The sequence below is a fragment of the Amycolatopsis thermoflava N1165 genome (assembly GCF_000473265.1).
GTDB classification, from domain to species: Bacteria; Actinomycetota; Actinomycetes; order Mycobacteriales; family Pseudonocardiaceae; genus Amycolatopsis_E; species Amycolatopsis_E thermoflava.
Window position 1 is genome coordinate 3,325,403 of sequence record NZ_KI421511.1, and the last position, 24,938, is coordinate 3,350,340.

Sequence of the window (24,938 nt, forward strand, 5' to 3'; positions counted from 1 at the left end):
GGTTTCAGGGCCGGAAGCGGTCCGGCCGGAAGGGCTCCAGCATCGGGTGGGGCTCGCCGGTGCGGATCTCGCCTGCCAGCAGCTCGCCGGCGATCAGGCCGAGCGTCGCGCCGGAGTGGGTGAAGGCGACGTGGCACCGCGGCACGGCGGACAGCTCGCCGAACACCGGCTCGCCGTCGCCGGGGATGGGCTTGCGGCCGAGCTTCCAGGACGCGGCGGTCAGCGTGACCCCGCCGTCCAGCAGCGCGGAGGCCTCGGCGGCGAGCTCCTTGACCACCGACTCGTCGATCGAGCACGTGCCGTCGGCCGCCTCGGTGATCCGGTCCTCGTACCAGTGGTGGTCCAGCGCGAACGTGCCGCCCGGGTTGGGCCGCAGCGCGACGCGCGGGGTGTTCAGCACGGCCTTGACGGCGGCCTCGGCGGGTTCGGTGAGCACGAGCATCGACAGCGGGGACGCGTCCGGGATGGTCACGCCCAGCTCCGCGACGACGTCCGGGGTGGCGGCGCCGCAGGCCACCACGACGGCGTCGCCCTCGAACCGCTGTCCGCCCGCGGTGGTCACCCCGGTGGCCACTCCCCCGGCGGTCGTGACGCTCGCGCGCCCGGCCCCGGTGACGATCTCACCGCCGAGCGCGGTGAACTCCGCGGCCAGGTGCTCGATCAGGTGCGGCAGCGAAACCCAGCCCTCGCCCGGGTTGTGCACGGCCACCTCGGGGAACGCGGCCGGGTCGAGCCCCGGGTGGTCCGAGACCAGCTTCGAGTCGTAGCCGTGCGCGACCTCGGCGCGGTGCCGGTCCCGCATCGCGTCCTCGTCGAGGCTCCAGTGCAGGCCGCCGTCGAAGCGGAGCCACTCGCGCCCGGGGTCCTGCGCGAACAGCGTGCGGTAGCGGTCGATACCTGCCATCCGCAGCGCGTGGTAGGCCGCCGAGCGGGTCCCGGCGGAGTTGAGCCAGGACAGCGACCGGCCGGAGGCGCCGTCGGCCAGCTCGCCCTCGGTCACCAGTGTCACCGCCACGCCGTCGCGCTGCAGGTGCGTGGCCGTGGAGACGCCGAGAACGCCCCCGCCCACCACGACGACGTGCTTGCCTGCGGTCATCGGGAAAGATCCCCCTTCTGGGCGTGTGCCCGTTCGATGATGCGAAGGACGTCCACCGCGTCGCGCGGGTCGACCGGTGGTGCGCCGCCGGTGGCGATCGCGGTGGCGAGCAGCCGGTAGAACTCGCCGTAGTCCCCGGGTTCCGGCTCGACGCGGCGGGTGTCGCCGCGGACGCCGAGGGTGCCCCAGTTGTCCCGCGGCTCGTGCCCGAATCCGTCGTCGCCGGGCCGGCCGCCGTTCTTCAGCGCGTCCTCCTGCGGGTCCAGGCCGTGTTTCGTGTAGCCGGCCCGGTCGCCGAGGACGTGGAACCGCGGGCCGGGCAGCGCGGCGAGGCCGGTCATGAACAGCCGGGACCGGGTGCCGTTTTCGTGGGCCAGCACGAGGAACGTGTCGTCGTCGCCGTCGCCCGCGCCGCGACGGAGGACGTCGGCGTGCACGTGCGCGACCGGGCCGAACAGCTGGATCGCCTGGTCGATCAGGTGGGTGCCGAGGTCGTACAGGATGCCGCCGCCCTCGGCGACGCCCGCGTGCGCCTTCCAGTCGCGTGGTCCCTGCGGCTTCCACCACTCGAACCGGGACTCGAAGGTGTGTACCGTGCCGAGCTCACCGTCGTCGATCAGGCGCCGCAGGGTCCGGAAGTCGCCGTCCCAGCGGCGGTTCTGGAACACCGTGAGCACGCGGCCGGCGAGGTCGGCCTGCTCGATCAGCGCCTCGCCCTGCTCGCTGGTCACCGCGAACGGCTTGTCCACCACCACGTGCAGGCCGTGGCCGAGCGCCTCCGCGGCGAGGCCGGCGTGCGTGGCAGGCGGCGTGCCGATGACGACCAGATCGAGTTCACGGGCGAACAGCTCGTCGGGGGTGGCCAGGACCGTCGCGTGTGGATACCCGGCGCGGGCTTGTGCCGCGCGCTCCGGGTTTCCGGTGACGATGTAGTCGAGCGAGTAGTTCTCGTCGGCGGCGAGGAACGGGGCGTGGAAGATCCGCCCGGACACCCCGAAACCGATCACGGCGGTGCGGATCACGACTCCACCCCGTATACGGTCCGGGCGCGCTCGGCGGAGATCCGGCCTTCGGCGACGTCCCGGCGCACCTGGTCCGGGTCACGCTCGGACGGCGGCCCGTAGCCGCCCGCCCCGGCGGTCCGGATCGACACCCGGTCGCCGGGCTGCAGGCGGGTGTAGCCGTGCTCGACCGGTTGCGCCCCTTCGGAAAGCTCGACCCCCGCGCTCGCGCCGGGCCCGCCGCCGAACAGCCCCCACGGCTGCGAGCGCTGCCGCGAGGTGTCCAGCCAGAAGTGCACGTCGGACTCCTCGACGCGGACCGTGCGCCGGATCCCCATGCCCCCGCGGGTGCGGCCGTCGCCGCCGGAGTCGTCGATCAGCGCGTACTCCTCGACCACCAGCGGATACTCCGTCTCCAGCGCCTCGACCGGCAGGTTGCTGGTGTTGGTCATGTGCACCTGCACGCCGTCCATGCCGTCCTTGCCCAGCCGCGCGCCGCAGCCGCCACCGATCGTCTCCAGGTAGACGAAGTAGCGGCCGGTTCGGCTGTCCACGCCGGAGAAGTGCACGCCGGTGTTGGCGCCGTTGCTCGCCGCGGTCACGGTTTCCGGCACCGCGGTGGCGAGCGCACCGTGGATCAGGTCGACCACGCGCTGGCAGGTCTCGCTGCGGCCGTTGACCGCGGCGGGTTCGGTGCAGTTGAGCACCGATCCGCGCGGGGCGTTGATCGTGACCGGCCGGTGCAGGCCCGCGTTCGGGATGATGTCCGGGTCCACCAGGGTCTTGAGCGAGTAGTAGACCGCCGCGTACAGCGCGGTCCACACGACGTTGACGCTGGCCCGGACCTGCGGCGGCGCGGTGAAGTCGAACGTGACCTCGTCGCCGTGCACGGTGACGGTGACGCCGAGATCGAGTTCGTCGTCCAGCTCGGGACAGTCGAAGCGGTCCGCGAAGGTGTACGTGCCGTCGGGGACCTTCGCGATGGCCGCGCGGGTGCGGCGCTCGGTGTAGTCCAGCAGCGCCGCGGCCGCCGCCACCAGCGTGTCGCGGCCGTACCGCGCCGCCAGCTCGGTGTAGCGGGTGACGGCGAGCCGGTTCGCGGCGATCTGGGCGCGCAGGTCCGCGCGGCGCTCGTGCGGCACCTGGCAGTTGAGCAGGATCAGCTCGAACAGGTCGTTCTGCAGCTCGCCCCGGCGCATCAGCCGAACCGGCGGGATGCGCAGGCCCTCCTGGAAGATGTGCGCGTGGCCGCGGTCGCCGAAGTCGGCGTGGTGGGCCAGGTTCGCCACCCACGCGGTGATCTCGCCGTCCAGGAACACCGGCGACACCAGCACGATGTCCGGCAGGTGCGAACCGCCGCCGGTGAACGGGTCGTTGCCGATGAACGTGTCCCCGTCCTCGATGGTCCCGGCCGGGTAGCGTCGCGTGATCTCGTCGACGATGCCCATCAGCGAGCCCAGGTGCAGCGGCGAGCCGCCCTCGTCCTGGGCGAGCATCCGGCCCGCGGCGTCGAACAGCGACGCGGTGCAGTCGCGGCGTTCCTTGATGTTGGTCGAGTAGGCCGCGCGCACCAGCGTCTCGCCCATTTCCTCCACAATGGACGACAGCGCGGAGCCGATCACCTCGACCAGCACGGGGTCCTGCATGGTCTTCCCTTCCGTGTGGGTCATCGGCCCACCGTCACGACGAGGTTGCGCAGCTCGTCGACGACGGCGACGTCGCCGGGGAGCAGCAGCGTGGTGGTGTCCATCTGCTCGACGACCGCGGGGCCGTCGACGCGGTGGCCGGGTTCGAGGAGCCTGCGGTCGTACACCGGACATTCGGTGAACCCGCCGCTCTCGGGCAGGTAGACCTCCCGGGTGGCGCGGATCGCGGCGCTCGCGTCGGCGTCGCCGAGCGGGGCGCGATGCAGCTCGGCGCGGGACACCTCGCCGATCGCCCGCAGGCGGAAGGTGACCACCTGGACCTCGTCCTCGGCCGAGGAGTAGCCGTACATCCGCTCGTGCTCGGCGGCGAACCGCTTGGTCAGCTGTACGACGGTGTCCGCGGTGATCTCGCCCTCCGGGACGGGCACCGGCAGCTCGTGGTTCTGGCCCGCGTACCGCATTTCGGCGAACCGCTCGACGCGGCGGCGCTCGGCCGGGACGTTCTCCGCCGCCAGCCACGCCGTCGCTTCGGCCTCCAGCTCCGCGAACACGCCGGCGACGGTGGTTTCGTCGGGCGGCGAGATGCGGGTGCGCAGGAAGTCGGCGCGGATGTCGGTCATCAGCAGGCCCGCGGCGCACTGCGCGCCGGGTGTCTCCGGCACCAGCACGGTGCGCATGCCCAGCTCGCGCGCCAGGCGCACGGCGTGCAGCGGGCCGGCGCCGCCGAAGGGCACCAGGACGTAGTCGCGGGGGTCGTAGCCGCGCTGGACCGAGATGACGCGGATGGCGCGGGCCATGTTGGCGGTGATGACCCGCACGATCCCCTGCGCGGCGTCGAGCACGTCCATTCCCAGTGGACCGGCCACTGTGGACACGGCTCGGCGGGCCGCCTCGGCGTCGATCTTCATCTGCCCGTCCAGGAGGTACTCCGGGTTGAGGACGCGCAGCACCACGTTGGCGTCGGTGACTGTCGGTTCCGTACCGCGTCCGTAACACGCCGGGCCCGGATCGGCGCCCGCGCTGCCCGGGCCGACCTTCAGCGCGCCGCCCGCGTCGATCCACGCGATCGAACCGCCACCGGCGCCGACGGTGTGGATGTCCAGCATCGGCGCGCGCACCGGCCTGCCGTCGATCTCGGTGCCGCTGGAGGACTTGGGCACGCCGTCCTGGACGAGCGAGACGTCCGAGGAGGTGCCGCCCACGTCGAAGGTGATGATGTCCGGGTAGCCGGCCGCACGGACGATTTCCGCCGCGCCGACCACGCCGGTGCTGGGTCCGGAAAGGACCATGCGGGAGGGCATCCGCTCGGCCGTCTCGAACGGGATGATGCCGCCGTTGGACTGCGTGACGTGCGGGGTCGCGCGCAGGCCGAGCTCGCCCAGCCGGGTGCGCAGTTTCGCCAGGTAGCGCGCGACCACCGGGCCGAGATAGGCGTTGACGACCACTGTGGACAGACGCTCGTACTCGCGGAACTCCGGCAGCACCGCCGAGGACACCGAGACGTGCACGCCGGGCAGTTCTTCGGCGAGGATGCGTTCCGCGGTCCGCTCGTGGGCGGGGTCGACGAAGCTGTAGAGGAAGCAGACGGCGACCGCTTCCACATTCTGCTCACGCAGCTCGCGGGCGAGCGCGCGGACCTGCTCCTCGTCCAGGGGGCGCTCGACCCGGCCGTCGTGGCGGACCCGCTCGTCCACCTCGAGCCGCAGGTCGCGCGGCACCAGGGCGGCGGGCTTGTCGGCCTGCAGGTCGTAGAGCGAGGGGCGGCGGCCGCGCCCCAGTTCCAGCAGGTCGCGGAAGCCGGCGGTGGTGAGCAGGCCGGTGCGCGCGCCGCGCTCGGTGAGCAGCGCGTTGGTGCCGACCGTGGTGCCGTGGGCGAAGTAGCCGACGTCGCCGAGGTCGCGTCCGCCGATCTCGTCGAGCAGCTGGGACACGCCCGTCACGATCGCCCGGCCGGGGTCGTCCGGGGTGCTGGACACCTTGCGCACGTAGAGGCGCCCGGTCTGCTCGTCGAGGGCGCAGACGTCGGTGAACGTGCCACCGGTGTCGACGCCGATCCGAAGTGTCATGTGCTGGGCCTCGCTTGAGTGAGAACCTTCTCAGTACCTGTTGGGTGAGAACCTTCTCAGTCGGTAGTAGTGTCAGTCAAGACTTGATTTGCAAACGGCTTGTTACCGGGGGAGGCGCGCAGGTGACCACGCACGGAGCCTCGCTGATCGACGTGGCCCGCGCGGCCGGGGTGTCCACGGCGACCGCGGGGCGCGCGCTCGGCGGGTACGGGCAGGTCAGCGAACGGACCCGGGAGCGGGTGCTGGCCGCGGCGGCCGAGCTGGGGTACCGGCCGAACGGGCTGGCCCGCAGCATGGTCACCGGCAGCACGCAGACGATCGGCGTGGTGGTGACGGACGTGGCGAACCCGTTCTTCGCCACCGCGTTGCGCGGGATCACCGACGTGACGTCGCCCGCCGGGTTCGAGGTGCTGCTGGCCAACACCGGCGGTGTGCTGGAAGCCGAGCAGCGGGCGGTCAGCGTGATGTCGGAGAAGCGGGTGGACGGTGTCATCGTCGCGGCGGCGCGGCCGGGCGAGGGGGCGCACCTGCGGCGGGCGATGGACGCCGGGGTGCCGGTCGTGCTCATCGACCGGCAGGTCAGCGGCGTGCCGGAGGCCGACAGCATCACCGTGGACAACGACCACGCGGCGGCGGAGGCGGTCGGGCACCTGACGGAGCTGGGACACCGGCGGATCGGCGTGATCACGGAGGCCGGTGACCAGCTGGCGCGCGTGCGCACGGGCAACCGGCGGCGCGGGCTGTTCCCGAGCGCGGTGCGGCTGCGGGGGTACGTGAGCGCGCTGGAGGCGGCGGGGTTGCCGGTGGACGCCGGGCTGGTGGCGTCGGCGCGGTACGACCGCGAGTCGGCCTACGACGCGATGAACCGGCTGCTGGACCTGCCGGAGCCGCCGACGGCCGTGTTGTGCACCGACAACGTGCTCGCGTCGGGCGCCTACCGGGCGGCGCAGGACCGCGGTCTGCGGATGCCGACGCAGCTGTCGCTGATCGGTTTCGACGACGAGCCGTGGACGACGCTGGTGCGGCCCGAGCTGACGATCGTCGAGCAGCCGACGTACGACCTGGGCGCCCGCGCCGGGCGGCAACTGCTGGACCGCATTGCGGACGGCACCGCGCCCCGGCGGCCGCAGCACATCCAGCTCCGGGCGAAGCTGGTGGCGCGGGGCTCGACGGTGCCGCAGTAGCGAGTCGCCGCGGCTCCACCCACGGCTACAACACCGGTCAGCCCCGGCACCGCGCCCCGGCGGCCGCAGCACACCCAACCCCACGCGAAGCTGACGGCGCGCGACTCCACCGTCCCGCAGCAGCGAATCGCCGCGGCTCCACCCACGGCTACAACACCGGTCAGGCCCGGCACCGCGCCCCGGCGGCCGCAGCACATCCAACCCCACGCGAAGCTGGCGGCGCGCGACTCCACCGTCCCGCAGTAGCGAGTCGCCGCGGCTCCACCCACGACTACAACACCGGCCAGCCCCGGCACCACACCCCGACAGCCCCAGCACACCCAACCCCACGCGAAGCTGACGGCGCGCGACTCCACCGTCCCGCAGCAGCCTTTCACCGCCGCAGGTGAAGTCCGACATCGAGGTCCGGGCCAAGCTGGCCACCGCCAGTAGCCCCGGCGTGGGTCAGGCCTCCTCGCCGGGGCCGCTCGGCGTGCGGTCCTCCGGCAGGGAGTTGTCCTCCTCACCGAGGCCCTCGTCCTGTTCGGTGGCCGGGCGGGCTTCCTCGTCCAGGTCTTCGCGGCGGGGGTCGGTCATCGTCGTCTCCTAACGTCCGAACCGGCCCATGACGGTGCCGGTGCTGAGGACGTGCCCTTCGATCGCGGCGCGCACGTCCTGGCCGGTGGCGTCCTCCCCGAGGCCGAGCTCCCGATCCACGGCGTACAAGCGGAAGAAGTACCGGTGCGGCTCGTCCCCCACCGGCGGGCGCGGGCCGCCCCAGCCACGCTCCCCGAAGTCGTTGCGGCCCGCCACGCCGGAGTCCAGGCCGGTCGACGTCGGCGCGATGCCGGTGACCACCCAGTGGGTGAACGTGCCGGCGGGAGCGTCCGGGTCCTCGCACAGCAGCACGAGTTCCGCGGCGCCGTCGGGGATGCCCAGCCACTCCAGTGACGGCCGCTCGTTGCCGCCGTCGTAGGAGTACTGCCCGGGGATCAACGTGTTGTCGCTGAAGGAGCTGGTGCGCAGCTCGAGCCCGCCGGCGAGCGGTCGCGGCGGCTCGCCGAGGCCCGGGTCGCCCCGGCTCGTGCCGCGATCGCCGGCCGGGCCGGCCGCGCGCTGGGGGTCCGGCATGGTGCCCTCCTCGGGAGATCGGTCGCACCAGCCGACATACCCACTGGCCCGGCGGGTACCCACCGCGGCATGAACCCCGAACGACCCCAGGACGACACCGAGGAGAACGCGGACAGCCGCACCTCGATCGCCGAGAGCACCGGCGAACCGTTCGAGCCGCCCCAGCCGGGCAAGACCGCCGTGTCGCGCAGCACGGAGGAGGCCGGCACCACGGGGACCGTCGGCCAGGCCGAATACCCACGCGACACCGAGCGCGGTTGATGAACGGCCGGCGCAGGCCGCCGGACGTGATCCGCGAGGCCAACCGGCTCCGCCGCTCGGAACCGCGGGGCCGGCGCCGGTCACCGGCTTGGGCCGGTCAGTCGCGGTCCCGGCCGTGTCCACGGCCGGGCTTGTGGTCGTCGCGGTCGTCGCGGTCGTTGCGGTCGTTGCGGTCTCCCGTGTCGCCGCCGGGTGGTGGTTCGGCGGCGGTTGCCGGTGTGGGTGACGGCGGCGGGGGCGGCGGTGTGCTCGTCTCGCTGGTCAGCACGGCGTCGCTGTCGATCAGCGGAGCGGGGGCGGCCGGGATGAGCCCGAGCTGGTGCGTCTCGGTGACCACGCGACCGTCCTCGAAGGTGTACGCGATGGTCACCGACACGGTGTTGTCGGCGACGACCGCGGGTGGCGTGGTGACCGTCAGTGCCGTGATGCCCGCCCACCGGGCGCGGTAGGCGTCCTGGCCCTGCGCCTGCATCTTCGGGCCGAGTCGGGTCCACGCGTTGTCCGGCCGGGCGGGAAGCAGGGCGTAGTACTCGCGCACCGCCCCGGTGATCGCGGCGGCGTCGAGCGCCGCGGGCGGCGGGGCCGGCGCCGGGGCCGGCGGATCAGGTGTGAGCTGGGTGAACAGGATGACGACCGCCAGCACGGCGAGCACGGCGCCCGCGACGGGCAGCAGGAACCGGCGCTTCGACGCGACGAGCCCGGCGACCCGCTTGTTCAGCCGCGTCCCGGCACCACCCGCCCCGGCGACCGGAGTGTTCAGCCGCGTCGCAGCACCAACCGGCTCGGCCACCGGAAGGTCCAGCCGCGTCCCAGCGGCCGGCGCGTTCACCTGCGTCCCGGTGCCGCCCGGCCCAGCGACCGGCGCGTCCACCCGCGTCCCGGCACCGGCCGGCCCGGCAACCGGCGCGACCGGCACGGTCGGCGAGGCCGGCGTCACAACGGGTTGCGTCCGGGCGCGGGCCGGGTTCAGCGTGCGCGGCGGCACCGGCTGCCCGTCGGCGACCGCCTGCAGCGCGATCACCACCTGCACGGTGCTGGGCCGCTGGGCGGGGTCGGGCCGCAGCATCGCCATCAGCACCGGGGCGAGCGGGCCCGCGTACTCCGGTTCCGGGACCTCCCCGGCGGCGACGCGGTGCAGCAGCGCGATCGGGTTCTCGTCGTCACCGAACGGCGGCGCGCCCTCGACCGCGTCGTAGAGCGTGGCGCCCAGCGAGAACACGTCGGAATCGGGCGTCGGCTCCTCGCCGCGGGCGATCTCCGGCGCGAGGAACATGGGCGTCCCGGAGACCAGGCCGCCCTGCGTCAGCGCCGAGTCACCGGTCGCGCGGGAGATGCCGAAGTCCGCGATCTTGACCGTGCCGTCGTCGGCGACGAGCAGGTTGCCCGGTTTGACGTCGCGGTGCACGATCCCGGCCGCGTGTGCGGCGGCCAGCGCGGCGGCGGCCTGCAGCCCGATCCGCGCGACGGCCTCCGGCGTGAGCAGCCCCTGCTCGGCGACGACCTCGGCGAGGCTACGGGACGGCAGATACTCCATCACCAGCACGGGCTGCCCGTTGTGCTCGGCGACGTCGTGCACGGTGACCACGTTCGGGTGGCGCAGCCGGGCGGCGTTGCGGCCTTCGCGCAGGATCCGCTGCCGCGCCTGCTCGCTCTGCGCCGGGCCCGGCCACAGCTGCTTGACCGCGACCTGGCGATCCAGACGCTCGTCGCGGGCCAGCCAGACGACGCCCGTGCCGCCGGCTCCGACGCGGCTCTCCAGCCGGTACCGCCCGGCGAGGAGGTTGCCGGCGCCGTCCACGGTCAGTCCGTCCGTAGTCGTCACCCGATCAGGTTACGGACCGGCCTTCTCCGGGACGAGAGCGGGCAGCCGCCACACCATCAACGCCGACCAGACCACGTGCGTCATCACCGGCGCCAGCACCCCGCCACCCGACCGCCGCTGCCACGCGAACACCGCTCCCATCACGGCCGACGCGGCGACCAGCGCGGGGTTGCGGGTGGCCGTGGTGGCCAGGACGTAGACGGCCGTCGACCCGGTCGCGCCCAGCGCGTTGTAGACCGGGCCGCGGAAGAAGAGCTCCTCGGCCGCGCCGTTGGCCAGCGTCGTGAGCAGCACGGCGCCGCCGTTGCCCGCGGTCGCGTAGCGGAGCACGCCCTGCAGCGCCCGGCGCAGCACCGGGATCCGCCTGGCCACTTCGGCGCCGGCGCGGAAGAGGACGAACGCGCCGACGCCGGCGGCCACCGGGCCCGCGCCGATCCGGCCTGCCGGCGTCCGGTCGAGCAGGCTCCCGGCGGCCCACACCCCCGCCACCGCCGCGGTCGAGCCGACGAACTCGGCCGAACCCGGCTTCCGCGACAGGGAGTGGCCCAGCAGCCCGGCCCCGGCCGCGGTGACCAGCCCCAGCGCGGTCTTCACGCCCCGGCTCGCTCCCGCAACGCGGCCACCACCGCGGCGTCGAAGCCCATCGGCTCGAACGGCACGACCTCGCGCAGGCTGTGGTCCCGCACGACGACCTCGTTGGTCATGGAGTCGACCAGCGACCGGCCGGTGCGGGCGTCCACGTCGGTGACCAGCGACAACCACAGCGACGACAGCTTCGGCGACAGCAGCGGCACCGGCACGATGACCCGGAACCGGCCCTCGATCCCGGCCACGCGCTTCAGCATGTCGCCGTAGGCCAGGACGTCCGGGCCGCCTGCCTCGAACACCCGTCCCGGCGGCACGTCCAGCAGCGCGACCAGGTACCGGACGACGTCGGCCAGCGCGATCGGCTGGGTGCGGGTGCTGACCCACCGCGGGGTGACCATCGCGGGCAGGTGCTCGACCAGCTGGCGCGTGATCTCCCAGGAGATCCCGCCGTGGCCGATGACGATCCCGGCGCGCAGCACGGTCACCGGCACCCCCGCCTCCCCCAGCAGGCCCTCCACCTGACGGCGGCTGCGCAGGTGCGGCGACAGGTCGTCGGCGTCGTCGCCGAGCCCGCCGAGGTAGACGATCCGGGACAGGCCGGCGTCCGCGGCGGCACGGGCGAAGTTCCGCGCGGCACGGGCGTCGCGGCGTTCGAAGTCCGGCTCGCCCAGGGAGTGGACCAGGTAGTAGGCCGCGTCGGCGCCGGTCAGCGCCGCGTTCAGGGAACCGGCGTCGTGCACGTCGCCGTGGACGGGTTCGCCCGCCCCGGCGTAGTCGTCCGGGCGCCGGGTCATCGCGACGACGTCGTGACCGGCCTCGGCGAGCGCCGGGCACAGGCGCCGCCCCACGAATCCGGACGAACCCGCCACCACCACCCGCATCAGCCGTCCTCCGCGCTATCTTAGCGATGATATTCTTACGGTAGAAATGTTTTGAGGGGATCCTATGCCGAAGCGCGACAAGCCGCAGCCGGACGCGGTCGATCTGATGCTCGCGGAGTGGCGCCGCGAGGCGCCGGAGATCGACGCGTCGCCGCTGGCCGTGTTCGGGCGGCTGCACCGCGCCTTCGACGGGTACACCGTGCAGCTCAACCGGGTGTTCGGGCGGTACGGGGTCAACATCTCCGCCTTCGGCATCCTGGCCGCGCTGCGGCGGGTGGGCGCGCCGTACCGCCGGACGGCGGGCGAGCTGGCCGACGCGAACCTGCTCACCACGGGCGGCATCACGCAGCGGGTCGACAAGCTGGAGGCCGCCGGCCTGGTCTACCGCGAGCGCGACGCCACCGACCGCCGCATCGTCTACATCGGACTCACCGACGAGGGCCTCGCGCTCACCGACAAGGTCGCGGAGGTCCACTTCGCGAACGAGAACCGCATGCTCGCGGGCCTGACGAAGACCGAGCGGACGCAGCTGGCGCAGCTGCTGAGCCGGCTGGAGCACTCGATCCGGCTGGCCGAGATGGCCGACCGGGCGGAAACCGACGGGAACCGTTCCGGGCGCCGGTGAGTCGGACCGGGGAACGATCATCCCCCCGGAAGGCTGCCTGATGACCGACCCCGTGCCGAACCTCGGCAACGACGCCACGGCGACCCTGTTCGACGCGATCGACTTCGCGGTCGAAAACGCGGAAACGACCGAGTCCGGCTTCGTGCCCTTCGTGCTCGCCGTCCTGCCCGACGGCGAGAAGGTCGCGACCCGCTACGTCGACTCCGAGGAGAACTTCACCGTCGAGGGCAGCGTCGCGCTGGCCCGGCAGGACCTCGCCGCCGCCGACCCGGTGCCGCGTCACGTCGCGCTGGCCTGGGACGGCTTCCTGACCCTGGACGAGGACCGGACCGAGGCGGTGTTCGTCGACGCCTACGAGCAGGGCAGGCCGGAGGGCGTGCGGTTCGCGCAGCGCTACCACCGCACGAGCGACGGCCTGGAGATGATCGGGAACCCGTTGCTGCTCGGCCACCGCCCCGAGCCGATGCTGCCCCACCCGGCCGGACCCGGGCAGGCGACCGACGGCCGCGTCGCCGCGATCGCCCGGATCCAGGCCATGGTGGACGAGCGGAAGCGGCGCTAGCCGGCCCAGGGCAGGGGCGCCTCGTCGAGGCCCCAGTACACGCTCTTCTGCCGCAGGTACCCGAGGATCCCCTCGCGGCCCTTGTCGACGCCCAGCCCGCTCTCCTTCCTGCCGGAGAACGGCGTCGAGATGCTGAACTGCTTGTACGTGTTGATCCACACCGTCCCGGCCTCGATCCGCCGCGCCAGGCGCCACGCGCGGCGGTAGTCGGCGGTCCAGATGCCGCACGCGAGGCCGTACACGGTGTCGTTCGCCTGCGCCACCAGGTCCGCTTCGTCCCGGTAGGGCAGCAGCACGCCGACCGGGCCGAAGATCTCCTCCTGGCACGTCTTCGACGAGTTCGGCAACCCCTCCAGCAGCGTCGGCGGGTAGTACGCGCCCGCCGACGGCGGCACCGCTCCCCCGCACAGCACCCGCGCCCCCTCCTCACGCGCGCGGTCCACCAGCGCGGCCACCCGGTCGCGGTGCGCGAACGTCGCCAGCGGCGCCACCTGCGTGTCCGCCGCGGTGCCCGGCCCCATGCGCAGCCGGGACGCGCCCGCCACCAGGAGGTCCCGGAACTCGGCGTATCGCGACTCCGGCAGGAAGATGCGTGACCCGGCGATGCAGCTCTGGCCGCTGGAGGAGAAGATCCCGTACAGGATCCCGGCCACCGCCTGCTCGGCCGCCGCGTCCGGGCACACGATCGTCGGTGACTTGCCGCCCAGTTCCATCGTCACCGGCATGACCTTCTCCGCCGCGATCCGCCCGATCGCCCGCCCGGTCGACGTGCCCCCGGTGAACGCGACCTTCCCGACCGCGGGGTGCCGCACGATCGCGTCCCCCACCACCGAACCCGGGCCCGGCAGCACGGACAGCGACCGCGCCGGCACACCGGCCTCCAGCACGAGCCGGGCCAGCGCCAGCGACACCAGCGGCGTCGCCTCGGCCGGTTTGAGCAGCACGCCGTTGCCCGCGGCGAGCGCGGGCGCGATCTTCTGCGCGTCGCTGGCGATCGGCGAGTTCCACGGCGTGATCGCGCCGACCACCCCGATGGGCTCGTACACCGACATCGTCAGCCACGGCCCGCGCTGCGGGGTCAGCGCGGTCTCCATCGTCTCCAGCGCCGCCGCGTAGAACCGGAACGTCGCCGCCGCGCTCGCCACCAGCGCGCGCGTCTCGCGTAGCGCCTTGCCGGTGTTGCGGGTCTGCAGCAGGGCCAGCGACTCCGCGTCCCGCTCGATCAGGTCGCCGACCCGGGCCAGCACTCGCGCCCGCTCGTGCGGCAGCAACGCCGCCCATTCGGCCACCCAGGCCGCGCGGGCCGCCTCGTCGACGTCCCTGGCGGACGCGCCGTGCACGACCGCGATCGGCTCACCGGTCGCCGGGTCCACGCACTCCAGCGGCGCGCCACCGCCGCGCCGCCACCGCCCGGCCACCAGGATCTCGTCCGCGGGCACTGTCATCGAGCCACCTCCACAGGCCGTCCAGAATCGGCAGAATAACTTAGCTCTAAGTTAATTGGAAGCCGTTAACACCATCGAAACCGGCAGCCAGAAAACTTAGAGCTAAGGGTTGTCGTCGCCCGGGTCGCGGTGCTACAAACTCTTCCCAAGTTCCCTTAGAGTTAAGACATCCAAGGAGATCCCGTGACGACGACGCAAGCCGGCCTCGAGGAACTGATCGACTCCTGCATCGCGACCCGCGAATCGCGCTACGAGGACTGGGACACACTTGGCTTCCAGGCCAAGGCGGGCGAGCAGTTCCGCCGCGCGCAGGTCCGCTACATCGGCTCCGGCGCCACCGGCAACCACGACACCGACAACCGCATCCTGCCCTCGGAGCACTTCACGTTCTCCAACATGCGGCTGCCCGCCGGCGCGATCGGCCCCGAGCACACCCACCACGACGTGGAAGAGGTCTTCTTCGTCCTGGAGGGCACCCTCGAAGTCACGGTGCACGACGTCGAGGACGGCACCAAGACCGCCAGCCGCGTGCTGGGCTACCGCGACCTGATCCGCGTCCCGGCCGGGGTGCCGCGCAGCCTGCGCAACATCGGCGACACCGACGCCCTGTTCGCCGTGATCATCGGCGCGCAGAAGCCGCAGCTGCCGACCTACCCGCCGACCTCGCCGATGCACGGCGTGACCCGCGACTGAACCCATGACCCGGACGGTACGAGTTCACCAGAGCACCTGGCTGGCCGACGGGGTCGTGCGCGTCGAGCTGCGCGACCCCGCCGGGGCGGCCCTGCCGGCGTGGGAGCCGGGCGCGCACCTGTCGCTGCACCTGCCCAACGGGCTGGTCCGGGAGTACTCCCTGTGCGGCGACCCGGCGGACGGGCACAGCTGGACCGTGGCCGTCCTGCGCGAGCCGTCCTCCCGCGGCGGCAGCGCCTGGGTGCACGAGCGCCTCACCCCGGGCACGCTGATCGAGGCCGACGGGCCACGCAACAACTTCGCCCTCGAAGACGCGCACCGGCACCTGCTGATCGCCGGCGGCATCGGCATCACTCCCCTGCTGGCGATGGCGAAGACCCTGCAACAACAGGGTTCCCACTGGTCCATGCTCTACTGTGGACGCTCCCGGTCGAGCATGGCCTTCCTGGGCGACCTGCCCGCGGACCGGGTGCGCGTGCACGCCGACGACGAGCGCGGCGGACCGCCGGACCTGGCGGCCGAGCTGGCTGAACTGCGGCCGGGCACGCTCGTCTACTGCTGCGGCCCGGAACCGCTCATCGCCGCCGTCGAGGCCGCGCTCCCGGACGCCTCGATACTGCGGGTGGAACGGTTCCGCGCGCCCACGACAGCCCCGGCCACCCCCGACGAGAGCTTCGACGTGGTGTGCGGCGGATCGGGGCGCCGGATTCCCGTGCCCGCGGGAGTGTCCATCTTGGACGCGCTCGCCGGGTCCGGGGTGTCCGTGCCGAACTCCTGTCGCGAAGGGGTGTGCGGCACCTGCGAGACCAAGGTGCTCGCCGGCGAACCCGAGCACCGCGACTTCCTGCTGAGCGACGACGAGAAGGCGGCCGGCGGCACGATGCTGATCTGCGTGTCCCGCAGCCGGTCGGCCGAGCTCGTCCTGGACGTGGAGGACTGAGGACATGCCTTCCAGCTACGAGAACGCGTTCGGCGACGAACTCGAGGCGATCTACGGCCGCGGCGTGCACGACCTGCCGGGTGTCGTGGCCGCCCTCAACTCCTCCGGGGTGCGCCCCGCGGGCGGCGAGGACTGGACCGAGTCGTCGTTCACCGCCGAACTGGCCCGCCTGAGCGGAACGGAGAAGTAGACGTGAACCCCTTGCACAGCACCGACGGCCTGGTGACGTTCGGGCTGCGGGACCGCTGGTACCCGCTGTGCCCGTCCGGGCACGTGCGTCCCGGTGAGCTGGTCCGGATCGAGCGCGCGGGCGAGCAGTTGCTGCTGTGGCGCGACGCCGCCGGTGTCGTGCACGTCCAGGAGGACCGCTGCCCGCACCGCGCCGCGCGGTTGTCGCAGGGCGTGCACATGGGCGACCGGGTGGCCTGCAACTACCACGGCGTGCAGGTCGACGCCGAGGGCACGGTGGTGTCCGTGCCGGGGAGCCCGGGCTGCGCCCTGGAGGGCCGCCGCGTGTTGCGGACGTTCCCGGCGGAGGAGCACGCCGGGGCGGTCTTCGCCTGGTTCGGACTCGACGAGTCGGCACCGCCCGCCCCGCTGGAGGTCCCGGAGCCGATCGCGGGCGGAGAGTGGTCGCAGTTCCTCTGCTACGTGGAGTGGGACGCACCCTACCTGTACTCGCTGGACAACCTGCTCGACCCGATGCACGGCGCGTTCCTGCACCGCAACAGCCACACCATGTTCGCCGGCAAACGCGAAGCGGTCTTCCAGATCCGGGCGACCGACAACGGTTTCGTGTTCGAGAAGACCGACCAGCGCGGCGTGAACTTCGACTGGGTCGAGCTGACCCACGGCGGCGCCGACTGGGTCACCCTCGACATCCCGTACCCGGACACCGCCGGCCCGGGCGGGCCGTTCACGATCGTCGCCGGGCTGTGCGCGATCTCGGCGAACCGGCACGCCGGGTTCTTCTGGCGCTGCCGCAAGGTGTCCGGCTGGGAGCGGGACAGCTGGCGCTTCCTCTACCGCAACCGGCTGGCGGCCCGGCACTACGCGGTGCTGGAGCAGGACCGCGAGATGGCCGAGGCGATGCCCGCCGACGCCTGGGACCGGGAGAACCTCTACCAGCACGACATCGCGCTCGTCCGGATGCGCCGCCTGCTGAAGGCGGAAGCCGCGAAACAGGCGGCCCGCCTGGCCGAGCCCGCGACCGCAGCACCGGTCCCGGTCGCCTGAACCCCTTGGAGGACACCATGTCCGAACCCGTCGTCCGGTTGCGGGCGCTGCGGTCGGTGACCCTGCGCTCCACCGCGTGCGCTGACGCGGGCGAGTTCTACCGCGAGGTGTGGGGCCTGCGGCAGGTCGAGCAGGACACCGGCGCGGTGTGGCTGCGCGGCACCAGCAGCGAGCACCACGTGCTGCAGTTGCAGCAGGCCGAGCGGAACGCGCTCGGCAAGGTGGCCTTCGCGGTCGCCACGCCCCGCGAGATCGACGAGGCCGCGAGCCGCCTGGTCGCGCAGGGCATTCCGCTGGTCACCGAGCCCGGCAAGCTGGACCAGGTCGGCGGCGGCTACGGGCTGCGCTTCGCCGATCCGGAGGGCCGGCTGATCGAGCTGTCCGCGGACGTGTTCGCGGTGACCCCGGACGATCCGGACGGCCACCCGGCGGTGCCGCGCAAGCTGGCGCACGTCGTGCTCAACACCGCCGACATCGACGCGGCCTGCGAGTTCTACACCCGCGTGCTCGGCATGCGGATCTCCGACTGGTCCGAGCACCAGATGGCGTTCCTGCGCTGCAACGCCGACCACCACGTGATCGCGTTCAACCAGGCGCCGTACGCGTCGGTCAACCACGTCGCCTACGAGATGGCCTCGATCGACCACTTCATGCGCGGCATCGGGCGGCTGCGGCACAACGGGATCACCCCGCTGTGGGGTCCGGGCCGGCACGGGCCGGGCAGCAACACGTTCGGCTACTTCGCCGACCCGGCCGGGCTGGTGTGCGAGTACACCTCCGAGGTCGAGCAGGTCGTGGAGGACGCGTGGCTGTGCCGGGTGTGGCGGCGCACGCCCGAGCTGTCCGACCTGTGGGGCACCGCGGGGCCGCCGTCGAAGGACGTCCGCACCCACATGGCGGGCGTGCCCGACCCCGGCTACACCGCGTGGTGGCGGGGATGAGGGCCGGGGTGATCGGCGCGGGCTCGATCGGCGGCGTGGTCGCCCGCGCCCTGCGCGACGGATCCGTGCCGGGTGCGACGCTCTCCGGCGTCGTGGACCCGGCCGGTGCGGCGGATCTGCCGCTGGTGTCGCTGGACGAACTTCTGTCCACTTCGGACCTGGTAGTCGAGGCGGCCGGGCAGCGGGCGCTGGCGGAGGTCGGACCGCAGGTGCTGGCCGCCGGGCGGGACCTGCTGGTCGTGTCGGTCGGCGCGCTGGCCGACGACGCCCTGCTGGACAAGCTGCTGTGCGCGGGCCCCGGTGAGCTGCACCTGTCGACCGGGGCGATCGGCGGCCTGGACCTGCTGCGGGCGGCGGCCCGGATGGCGCCGCTGACCCGGGTGACGATCGAGACCACGAAACTGGCCGCGAACCTGGTTCAGGCATGGATGTCCGACGAGGAGGCCGCGCGGCTGCGGACCACCGCCGAGCCGGTCGAGCTGATGCGCGGCCCGGCACGCGAGGTGACCGCGGCGTTCCCGAAGTCGGCGAACGTGGCTGCCTCGGTGGCGCTGGCCGTGGGCGACTGGGACGTGGTGGAGGCGGCGGTGATCGCCGACCCGGCCGCCGAGCTGACCTCGCACGTCATCACCGCCGACGGGCCGGCCGGGTCGTACCGGTTCGAGATCCGCAACCGGCCCTCGCCGCGGACGCCGACGAGCAGTGAGGTCGTGCCGCACGCGGTGCTCGCCGCGATCGCCGCGCTGGCGGAGCCGCGGGTGGTGTTCCGGTGACCCCCGTGTTGCTGCTGCACGGCATCGGCGGGTCCAGTGCGTCCTTCGAGTCGCAAGTGGACGTCCTGGCGGAGCGGCACCGGGTGGTGGCTTGGGACGCGCCCGGGTACGGGGACTCGCCGGATCCGGAACGCACCGACATCGCCTGGTACGCCGAGCGGGCGGCGCGGATCTTCGACGAACCCGCGCACGTGGTGGGCGTGTCGTGGGGCGGGGTGATCGCGACCCGGCTCGCGCTGGAGCACCCCGTGCTGTCGCTGACCCTGGCCGACTCCACGCGCGGCTCCGGCACCAGCGCGGCGGCCGCCGCGCGGATGCGGGCGCGGGTGGATGAGCTGGCCGAGGTGGGTGGCGCGGAGTTCGCGCGGCGGCGAGCGCCGCGCCTGAGCTCCGATCCGGCGACCCACGCCAAGGTCGAGGCGACGATGGCCCGGGTGCGCCTGGCCGGGTACCGCGCGGCCGCGGAGTCGATGGCCACCACCGACCACGGTCCGCTGCTCGGCCGGATCAGCGTGCCGACGCTGGTGGTCGTGGGCGCCGACGACCAGGTCACCGGCGTCGAGGAGAGCCGCCTGCTGGCGCGGGAGATCCCCGGGGCGCGGCTGCGGGTGATCGGCGGCGGGCACGCGGCCAACCAGGAGTGCCCCGGCGAGTTCAACGAGGTCCTGCTCGAGTTCCTGTCCGAAGTGGAGGCCGCGCGATGCGCCTGATCGTGGTGACCGGCGCCGGGCGCGGGCTCGGCTGGGCGATCGCCGACGCCCTCGGCGCGTCCGGCGCGCAGGTCGTGGTCGCCGAGCGCGACCCGGAACGCGCCGCCCGCGGCGTGGCGCAGCTCGAAGAGCGCGGGCGGACCGTGCACCGGATCGACACCGACGTCGCCGATCCCGATTCGGTGGCGCGGCTGGCGGAACAGGTGGCGAAGATCGGGCCGCTGCACGGGCTGGTCAACAACGCGGCGATGGCCGACGGCGTGGGCGGCAAGCACTTCGCCGACCTGGAGGTGCAGGCGTGGGACCGGCTGATGACGGTCAACGCGCGCGGCCCGTGGCTGGTCGCCCGCGCCCTGTACCCGCAACTCGCGGCCACCGGCGGGCGGATCGTGAACATCGCCTCCGACGTCGCGCTGTTCGGGCCGCCGCGGCTGGTGCACTACGTGTCCTCGAAGGGCGCGGTGATCGCGATGACCCGCGCGATGGCACGCGATGCAGGGCCGGACGGGGTGACGGTGAACGCGGTCGCGCCGGGCCTGACCGAGGTCGAGGCGACCGAGCGGGTGCCACGCGAACGGCACCAGCTCTACGCGAACGGGCGGGCGCTGACCCGGGCGCAGCAACCGGGTGACGTGGTGGGCGCGGTGGAGTTCCTGCTCTCCGACGCCGCCTCGTTCATCACCGGGCAAACGTTGGTCGTCGACGGCGGATTCGTCTGCCACTAGGAGTTCTCATGGACCTGGGACTTTCCGGGCGGGCGGTCGTGGTGACCGGCGCCAGTTCCGGTGTCGGGCTGGCCACCGCCGCGATGCTGCTCGCCGAGGGCGCACACGTCGCCGCGTGCGCGCGGGACGGCGTGCGGCTGGAGAAGGCGCTCGCCGACCTGCCCCGCGCGGCCGGCGCCCGGCTGTACACCGCGGCCTGTGACGTCCTCGACGCCGGCGACGTGCGCCGGTTCGTCACCGGCGCCGGTGAGGAGTTCGGCGGGCTGGACGGCGTGGTCAACAACGCCGGGCGCTCGCTGATGGCGCGGCTGGCCGAGACCAGCGACGAGCAGTGGCGCGACGAGCTGCACCTGAAGATCTTCTCTGTGCTGCACGTCGTCCGCGCCGCGCAGCCGTGGCTGCGGCCGGGTGCGGCGGTGGTCAACGTCAACGCGATCCTGTCCCGCCAGCCCGAACCGAAGCTCGCCGCGACGTCGGCGGCGCGGGCGGCACTGCTGAACCTGTCCAAGACGCTGGCCGCGGAGCTGGCGCCGCGGGTGCGGGTCAACTCGGTGTGCCTCGGCCTGGTGGACACCGGGCAGTGGCGGCGCCGGTACGAACAGTCCGGCACCGAGCTGTCCTGGGCGGAGTGGACTTCGGCGCTCGCCGCGGACCGGGGCATCCCGCTCGGCAGGCTCGGCACCGCCGAGGAAGTCGCCTTTCCGATCGTGGCACTGCTGTCACCGCACGCGTCCTACATCACCGGCTCCGCCCTCGACGTCGGTGGCGGCGTCGCCCGATACGTCTAGGGAATTCCATGGGTGACGGCTTGCGTAGCGGTGCGGGTGGCGGAACCTCAGACGCCCCCTCGCTGTGGGATCGCCTCCTCATGAATGCCAATTCACCACGTCGGCGCTGTCCTCGCGAGGAGCCTCCCACCCGTCTCCCACCACCACCCTCAATCGACGCGTTTCACGCGGCCGAGCTGGCTCAGAACCCGCGGCGGTGCGAGCTGCCTACATCCAAGGAGGAAGTGTGACACACGGCAACGGCGGGGATCTGCTCGCCCAGATCCTGATCGACAACGGCGTCGACACCGCGTTCGGCATCGTGAGCGTGCACAACCTGCCGCTGGTGGAGGCGATCGCGGCGCGGCTGCGGTTCGTGCCGGTGCGGCACGAGGCGGCGGCGGTCAACGCGGCCGACGGGTACGCCCGCGCCGGCGGCGGGCTCGGGGTCGCGATCACCAGCACCGGCACCGGTGCGGGCAACGCGGCCGGGTCGCTGGTGGAGGCGCTGACCGCGGGCAGCCGGGTGCTGCACGTGACCGGGCAGATCGACTCCCCCTACCTCGGGCAGGGGCGCGGGGTCATCCACGAGACGCGCGACCAGCTGGGCATGCTCACCGCGGTGTCCAAGCACGCCGCGACCATCTCTTCGGTGGCCGAGGCCGGAGACGTGCTGCGGCGGGCGGTGCGGGAGGCCGTGTCCCTCCCCTGTGGACCGTCCAGTGTGGAATGGCCGATCGACCTGCAGTACGCGCGGCACGACGTGGTGGCTCGCGGTCCGGAGGTTCCGGCGCCGGTGCCGCCGCCGGACGAGGACGCGCTGGCCCGGGCCGACCAGTTGATCGCCTCGGCGAGGCGCCCGGTGATCTGGGCCGGCGGCGGGGCGGTCGACGCGCGGGACGAGGTGCGGGAGCTGGCCGAGCGGCTGCACGCCCCGGTGTTCACGAGCAACTCCGGGCGAGGCACGCTGCCCGAGGACCACCCGCTGGTGGTCGGCAACTTCGCGACCGTGGCGGAGGACCTGCTGGCCGAGGCGGACCTGTTGATCTCGATCGGGACGCACTTCCGGTCCAACGAGACGAAGCACTACCACCTGGCGCTGCCCGCGCGGCACGTCCAGATCGACGTCGACCCCGCCGCCCTGGGCCGGGTGCACCCGGCGACGGTCGGGATCGCCGGGGAGGCCGCGGCGGTGCTGCGGCGGCTGCGGGGCGGGTCCGGTGATCCGGAGTGGCGGGCACGAGCGGTTGCGACCCGGTCCGCCGTGCGGTCGCGGCTGCGCGAGGCGATCGGCCCGTACGGCGAAATCTGCGACGCGATGCGGGCGGGGTTGCCGCGGGAGTCGGTGATCGCCCGGGACGTGACGATCCCGTCGAGCCAGTGGGGCAACCGGCTGCTGGACATCTTCGACCCGCGGACCAACCTGTTCCCGGTCGGCGGCGGGATCGGTCAGGGCCTGGCGACGGGCATCGGGGCGGCGCTGTCCGGCCGCGACGCACCGACGCTGGTGATGGCCGGGGACGGCGGGCTGGCCGTGCACCTGGGCGAGCTGGGCACGCTGGCGCAGGAGAAGCCGTGGCTGGTGCTGGTGGTCTTCAACGACGGCGGGTACGGGGTGCTGCGGAACATGCAGGACCACCACGGCGGTTCGCGGGCCGGGGTGGACCTCTACACCCCGGACTTCTCGCGGCTCGCGCAGTCGCTGGACCTGCCGTACCAGCTGGTGAGCAGGCCGTCGCTGTTCGCGGAGGCGCTGGAGAAGGCGGTGGCGCAGCACGGCCCGGCCGTGATCGAGGTCGACGTGACGGCGCTGGACCCGGCGCCGCGCCCGTTCGTCCCGCCGGTGCCCGTCCCCCGGGAGGACTGATGGCCACCCCGGCGACCACCCACCACCACGGACACGCCCCCGCCAACCGGCGCCGCCGCATCCTCAAGACCGCGGCTCCCCTGCTCGTGCGCTACCCCGCCGCCCACGTGCGCGCGGCCGTCGTCGTCCTGCACGACGAGCGGGGCCTCACCGCCGAAGCCGAGGACGCCTGCCGCGCGCTCGCCGAGTGCGGCTACCTCGCCGTCGCGCCGCTGCTCTACTACGACACCGGCGGACGGGTCTTCCCGCGCGGCAACTTCGCGGCCCTCGAGCCCGCGGACCTCGCCGCCGACGTGGCCGGCGCGCTGGACCACCTGAGCCGCCGGGCGCGGGTTCCGGCGAGCGCCTTCATCGGGCTCGGCCAGGGCGCCCATCTCGCCGCCGTGGCCGCCGCCGAGCACGGACTGCCGGCCGCCGGCGTCGACCCGCGTGAGGGGCCCTGGCCGGACCTCCCCGAGCTGCCGGTGCTCGCCGCGAACCTGGGCGGGTCCTGGCTGTCCCTGTGTGACGAAGCCGACGCCCGGGACGAAGCAGTGCGATTCCTCGATTCAGCCCGCACACTATTGCCCGACGAGGAGACCGAATGAGCATCGACGCCACACCCGCCATGACGCAGGGTGACATCGCTGCGCGGCTGGAACGGCTGCCGATGTCGCGATGGCAGATCAGCGTCCGCCTGCTGATCGGCATCGTGACCTTTTTCGAGGCGTTCGACCAGCTGCTGATCGCCTACACGCTGCCGGTGCTCTCCCGCGAGTGGGGCCTGTCGGCGGCCACCAGCACCGCGGCGCTGACCATCGGCTCGATCGGGATGCTGGTCGGCGCGCTGGTGTCCGGCTGGGCCGCCGACCGGATCGGCCGGGTGCGGGTGATCGCGATCTGCGTCGCCGTCAGCGCACTGTGCAGCGCCGGCATGGCGGCCTGCGACTCGCTCACCCCGTTCCTCGTCCTGCGGTTCGTGCAGGGCCTCGCGATCGGCGGCGAGGTGCCGACCGCGGCCGCCTACATCAGCGAGATCACCCGCGCCCACAAGCGCGGCCGGTTCGTGCTGCTCTACGAGGTGGTGTTCCCGGCGGGCCTGGCGGTGAGCGCGCTGGTCGCGGCGTGGCTGATCCCCCTGTGGGGCTGGCGCTCGCTGTACCTGCTGGCCGCCGTCCCCGGCCTGATGGCGTTCGTGATCCTGCGCAAGGTGCCGGAGTCGCCGCGCTGGCTCGCCTCCCGCGGCAAGTACGACAAGGCCGCCGCGGCGATGGCGACGATGGAGACCAAGGTCCGGCGCGCCACCGGCGAGCCGCTGCCTGCGCCCGCCGCCACGGTGCCGGTCACCGCCCCGCAGCAGCGCGGCAACGCCCTGCGCGACCTGTTCGCCGGCCGCTACCGCCGCCGCACGCTGACCGTGTGGACCATCTGGTTCGTCGGCTACCTCGCCAACTACGGCATCACGTCGTGGCTGCCGACCATCTACCGCGGCGTGTTCCACCTGCCGCTGGGCCAGGCGCTCTGGTACAGCACCGCGACCTCGGCCGCCGGCCTGGTCGGGTGCGTGCTGGCGGCGCTGGTGATCGACCGGATCGGGCGCCGGATGGTGCTGGCCGCCGGGCTCGGCGTGACCACCGCGATGCTGGTGGTGCTGGGCGCGCTCGGCGCCGGGTCGCCGGTGCAGCTGCTGGTGTGGTCGTCGCTGGCGGCGGTGTTCAACTTCGCCGTGAACATCAGCCTGTACCTCTACACGCCCGAGCTGTACCCGACGCGCAGCCGCGCGCTGGGCTGCAGCCTCGGCGGGGTGATGAACCGGCTGGGCCTGATCCTCGGGCCGATCCTGGTCGGCGCGGTCTACGCCGGCGGCACCGCGCTGGGCTCGGTGTTCCTGCTGATCAGCGGGATCACGCTGGTCGGCGCGATCGTGGCCGCGGTGTTCGCCGAGGAGACGCGCGGCCGCACGCTGGAGGAGATCGCGCCCTGACTCCGATGGGGTGCCGGGTTCGCCCGGCACCCCGCC

The 24,938-nt window shown here is 73.3% G+C and carries 26 protein-coding genes; 16 read left to right on the forward strand and 10 right to left on the reverse strand.

Going from position 1 to position 24,938, the window contains the following annotated elements:
- Nucleotides 1–4: 4 nt before the first annotated feature.
- From AMYTH_RS0116620 to AMYTH_RS0116635, 4 genes are read right to left on the reverse strand one after another with little or no spacing between them, the layout of a single operon-like run.
- Entirely contained in the window at nucleotides 5–1,096 is a 1,092-nt protein-coding gene (locus tag AMYTH_RS0116620) for an NAD(P)/FAD-dependent oxidoreductase (protein WP_027931281.1), read from the reverse strand.
- On the reverse strand, nucleotides 1,093–2,118 hold the full coding sequence (locus tag AMYTH_RS0116625; RefSeq protein WP_027931282.1) for a Gfo/Idh/MocA family protein: 1,026 nt from the start codon (nucleotides 2,116–2,118) through the stop codon (nucleotides 1,093–1,095). Before AMYTH_RS0116625 ends, AMYTH_RS0116620 begins: the two co-directional genes overlap by 4 nt.
- A complete protein-coding gene (locus tag AMYTH_RS0116630; RefSeq protein ID WP_027931283.1) occupies nucleotides 2,115–3,767 on the reverse strand; it encodes a hydantoinase B/oxoprolinase family protein in 1,653 nt (550 codons plus the stop codon). Before AMYTH_RS0116630 ends, AMYTH_RS0116625 begins: the two co-directional genes overlap by 4 nt.
- The gene (locus AMYTH_RS0116635) at nucleotides 3,764–5,809 is read right to left on the reverse strand and encodes a hydantoinase/oxoprolinase family protein (RefSeq protein WP_027931284.1); all 2,046 of its coding nucleotides are present in this window, start codon (nucleotides 5,807–5,809) and stop codon (nucleotides 3,764–3,766) included. Before AMYTH_RS0116635 ends, AMYTH_RS0116630 begins: the two co-directional genes overlap by 4 nt.
- A gap of 122 nt (nucleotides 5,810–5,931) precedes the next feature.
- On the opposite strand from AMYTH_RS0116635, the gene AMYTH_RS0116640 reads away from it, so the two are divergent.
- Nucleotides 5,932–6,993: a LacI family DNA-binding transcriptional regulator gene (locus tag AMYTH_RS0116640; protein WP_027931285.1), complete on the forward strand. Its 1,062-nt coding sequence runs from the start codon at nucleotides 5,932–5,934 to the stop codon at nucleotides 6,991–6,993.
- Between the two features lie 444 nt (nucleotides 6,994–7,437).
- Here the strand turns inward: AMYTH_RS0116640 and AMYTH_RS50895 are convergent, their stop codons facing one another.
- Nucleotides 7,438–7,569 carry a hypothetical protein gene (locus AMYTH_RS50895; protein WP_017981498.1) on the reverse strand — a complete coding sequence of 44 codons (132 nt, stop codon included), beginning with the start codon at nucleotides 7,567–7,569 and terminating at the stop codon, nucleotides 7,438–7,440.
- 9 nt (nucleotides 7,570–7,578) lie between these two features.
- Nucleotides 7,579–8,103: a YbhB/YbcL family Raf kinase inhibitor-like protein gene (locus tag AMYTH_RS0116650; RefSeq protein WP_027931286.1), complete on the reverse strand. Its 525-nt coding sequence runs from the start codon at nucleotides 8,101–8,103 to the stop codon at nucleotides 7,579–7,581.
- Between the two features lie 69 nt (nucleotides 8,104–8,172).
- Between AMYTH_RS0116650 and AMYTH_RS0116655 the strand changes: the two genes are divergently transcribed.
- Nucleotides 8,173–8,364 carry a hypothetical protein gene (locus tag AMYTH_RS0116655; RefSeq protein WP_027931287.1) on the forward strand — a complete coding sequence of 64 codons (192 nt, stop codon included), beginning with the start codon at nucleotides 8,173–8,175 and terminating at the stop codon, nucleotides 8,362–8,364.
- A gap of 97 nt (nucleotides 8,365–8,461) precedes the next feature.
- Here AMYTH_RS0116655 and AMYTH_RS0116660 read toward each other — a convergent pair whose 3' ends face one another.
- From AMYTH_RS0116660 to AMYTH_RS0116670, 3 genes are read right to left on the reverse strand one after another with little or no spacing between them, the layout of a single operon-like run.
- Complete coding sequence (locus tag AMYTH_RS0116660; RefSeq protein WP_027931288.1) at nucleotides 8,462–10,186, reverse strand: serine/threonine-protein kinase; 1,725 nt, start codon at nucleotides 10,184–10,186, stop codon at nucleotides 8,462–8,464.
- 9 nt (nucleotides 10,187–10,195) lie between these two features.
- Nucleotides 10,196–10,780, reverse strand: a complete 585-nt coding sequence (locus AMYTH_RS0116665) for a CPBP family intramembrane glutamic endopeptidase (protein ID WP_027931289.1) — start codon at nucleotides 10,778–10,780, stop codon at nucleotides 10,196–10,198.
- Nucleotides 10,777–11,655 carry an NAD(P)H-binding protein gene (locus tag AMYTH_RS0116670; RefSeq protein ID WP_027931290.1) on the reverse strand — a complete coding sequence of 293 codons (879 nt, stop codon included), beginning with the start codon at nucleotides 11,653–11,655 and terminating at the stop codon, nucleotides 10,777–10,779. Before AMYTH_RS0116670 ends, AMYTH_RS0116665 begins: the two co-directional genes overlap by 4 nt.
- Nucleotides 11,656–11,719: 64 nt before the next feature.
- Between AMYTH_RS0116670 and AMYTH_RS45065 the strand changes: the two genes are divergently transcribed.
- Both AMYTH_RS45065 and AMYTH_RS0116680 read left to right on the forward strand, forming a co-directional pair.
- A complete protein-coding gene (locus tag AMYTH_RS45065) occupies nucleotides 11,720–12,280 on the forward strand; it encodes a MarR family winged helix-turn-helix transcriptional regulator (protein ID WP_037322571.1) in 561 nt (186 codons plus the stop codon).
- Nucleotides 12,281–12,320: 40 nt separating this feature from the next.
- Entirely contained in the window at nucleotides 12,321–12,842 is a 522-nt protein-coding gene (locus tag AMYTH_RS0116680; RefSeq protein ID WP_027931291.1) for a hypothetical protein, read from the forward strand.
- On the opposite strand, the gene AMYTH_RS0116685 is transcribed toward AMYTH_RS0116680, so the two are convergent.
- Nucleotides 12,839–14,287, reverse strand: coding sequence for an aldehyde dehydrogenase (locus AMYTH_RS0116685; protein ID WP_037322572.1), 1,449 nt, complete (start codon nucleotides 14,285–14,287; stop codon nucleotides 12,839–12,841). The genes AMYTH_RS0116680 and AMYTH_RS0116685 overlap by 4 nt on opposite strands.
- A gap of 183 nt (nucleotides 14,288–14,470) precedes the next feature.
- On the opposite strand from AMYTH_RS0116685, the gene AMYTH_RS0116690 reads away from it, so the two are divergent.
- The 12 genes from AMYTH_RS0116690 (at nucleotide 14,471) to AMYTH_RS0116745 (ending at nucleotide 24,902) form a co-directional block, all read left to right on the forward strand.
- Nucleotides 14,471–14,980 (forward strand): cupin domain-containing protein, encoded by a 510-nt coding sequence (locus tag AMYTH_RS0116690; RefSeq protein ID WP_020418960.1) that lies wholly within the window; start codon nucleotides 14,471–14,473, stop codon nucleotides 14,978–14,980.
- Between the two features lie 4 nt (nucleotides 14,981–14,984).
- The gene (locus AMYTH_RS0116695; RefSeq protein ID WP_027931293.1) at nucleotides 14,985–15,920 is read left to right on the forward strand and encodes a PDR/VanB family oxidoreductase; all 936 of its coding nucleotides are present in this window, start codon (nucleotides 14,985–14,987) and stop codon (nucleotides 15,918–15,920) included.
- Between the two features lie 4 nt (nucleotides 15,921–15,924).
- Nucleotides 15,925–16,110 carry a recombinase-like helix-turn-helix domain-containing protein gene (locus AMYTH_RS45070; RefSeq protein WP_037322573.1) on the forward strand — a complete coding sequence of 62 codons (186 nt, stop codon included), beginning with the start codon at nucleotides 15,925–15,927 and terminating at the stop codon, nucleotides 16,108–16,110.
- Between the two features lie 2 nt (nucleotides 16,111–16,112).
- Nucleotides 16,113–17,156 (forward strand): aromatic ring-hydroxylating oxygenase subunit alpha, encoded by a 1,044-nt coding sequence (locus tag AMYTH_RS0116705; RefSeq protein WP_228684826.1) that lies wholly within the window; start codon nucleotides 16,113–16,115, stop codon nucleotides 17,154–17,156.
- Nucleotides 17,157–17,173: 17 nt separating this feature from the next.
- Entirely contained in the window at nucleotides 17,174–18,097 is a 924-nt protein-coding gene (locus AMYTH_RS0116710; protein WP_027931295.1) for a VOC family protein, read from the forward strand.
- Nucleotides 18,094–18,870 carry an aspartate dehydrogenase domain-containing protein gene (locus AMYTH_RS0116715; protein ID WP_037322574.1) on the forward strand — a complete coding sequence of 259 codons (777 nt, stop codon included), beginning with the start codon at nucleotides 18,094–18,096 and terminating at the stop codon, nucleotides 18,868–18,870. Before AMYTH_RS0116710 ends, AMYTH_RS0116715 begins: the two co-directional genes overlap by 4 nt.
- Nucleotides 18,867–19,580 carry an alpha/beta fold hydrolase gene (locus AMYTH_RS0116720; RefSeq protein ID WP_027931297.1) on the forward strand — a complete coding sequence of 238 codons (714 nt, stop codon included), beginning with the start codon at nucleotides 18,867–18,869 and terminating at the stop codon, nucleotides 19,578–19,580. Before AMYTH_RS0116715 ends, AMYTH_RS0116720 begins: the two co-directional genes overlap by 4 nt.
- Nucleotides 19,571–20,305, forward strand: a complete 735-nt coding sequence (locus tag AMYTH_RS0116725) for an SDR family oxidoreductase (protein ID WP_027931298.1) — start codon at nucleotides 19,571–19,573, stop codon at nucleotides 20,303–20,305. The genes AMYTH_RS0116720 and AMYTH_RS0116725 overlap by 10 nt, the downstream gene beginning before the upstream one ends.
- Nucleotides 20,306–20,313: 8 nt before the next feature.
- Nucleotides 20,314–21,093, forward strand: a complete 780-nt coding sequence (locus tag AMYTH_RS0116730) for an SDR family oxidoreductase (RefSeq protein WP_027931299.1) — start codon at nucleotides 20,314–20,316, stop codon at nucleotides 21,091–21,093.
- A gap of 226 nt (nucleotides 21,094–21,319) precedes the next feature.
- Nucleotides 21,320–22,939, forward strand: a complete 1,620-nt coding sequence (locus AMYTH_RS0116735; RefSeq protein WP_027931300.1) for a thiamine pyrophosphate-binding protein — start codon at nucleotides 21,320–21,322, stop codon at nucleotides 22,937–22,939.
- Nucleotides 22,939–23,526 carry a dienelactone hydrolase family protein gene (locus AMYTH_RS0116740; protein WP_027931301.1) on the forward strand — a complete coding sequence of 196 codons (588 nt, stop codon included), beginning with the start codon at nucleotides 22,939–22,941 and terminating at the stop codon, nucleotides 23,524–23,526. Before AMYTH_RS0116735 ends, AMYTH_RS0116740 begins: the two co-directional genes overlap by 1 nt.
- Entirely contained in the window at nucleotides 23,523–24,902 is a 1,380-nt protein-coding gene (locus AMYTH_RS0116745; protein ID WP_027931302.1) for an MFS transporter, read from the forward strand. Before AMYTH_RS0116740 ends, AMYTH_RS0116745 begins: the two co-directional genes overlap by 4 nt.
- Nucleotides 24,903–24,938: the final 36 nt, after the last annotated feature.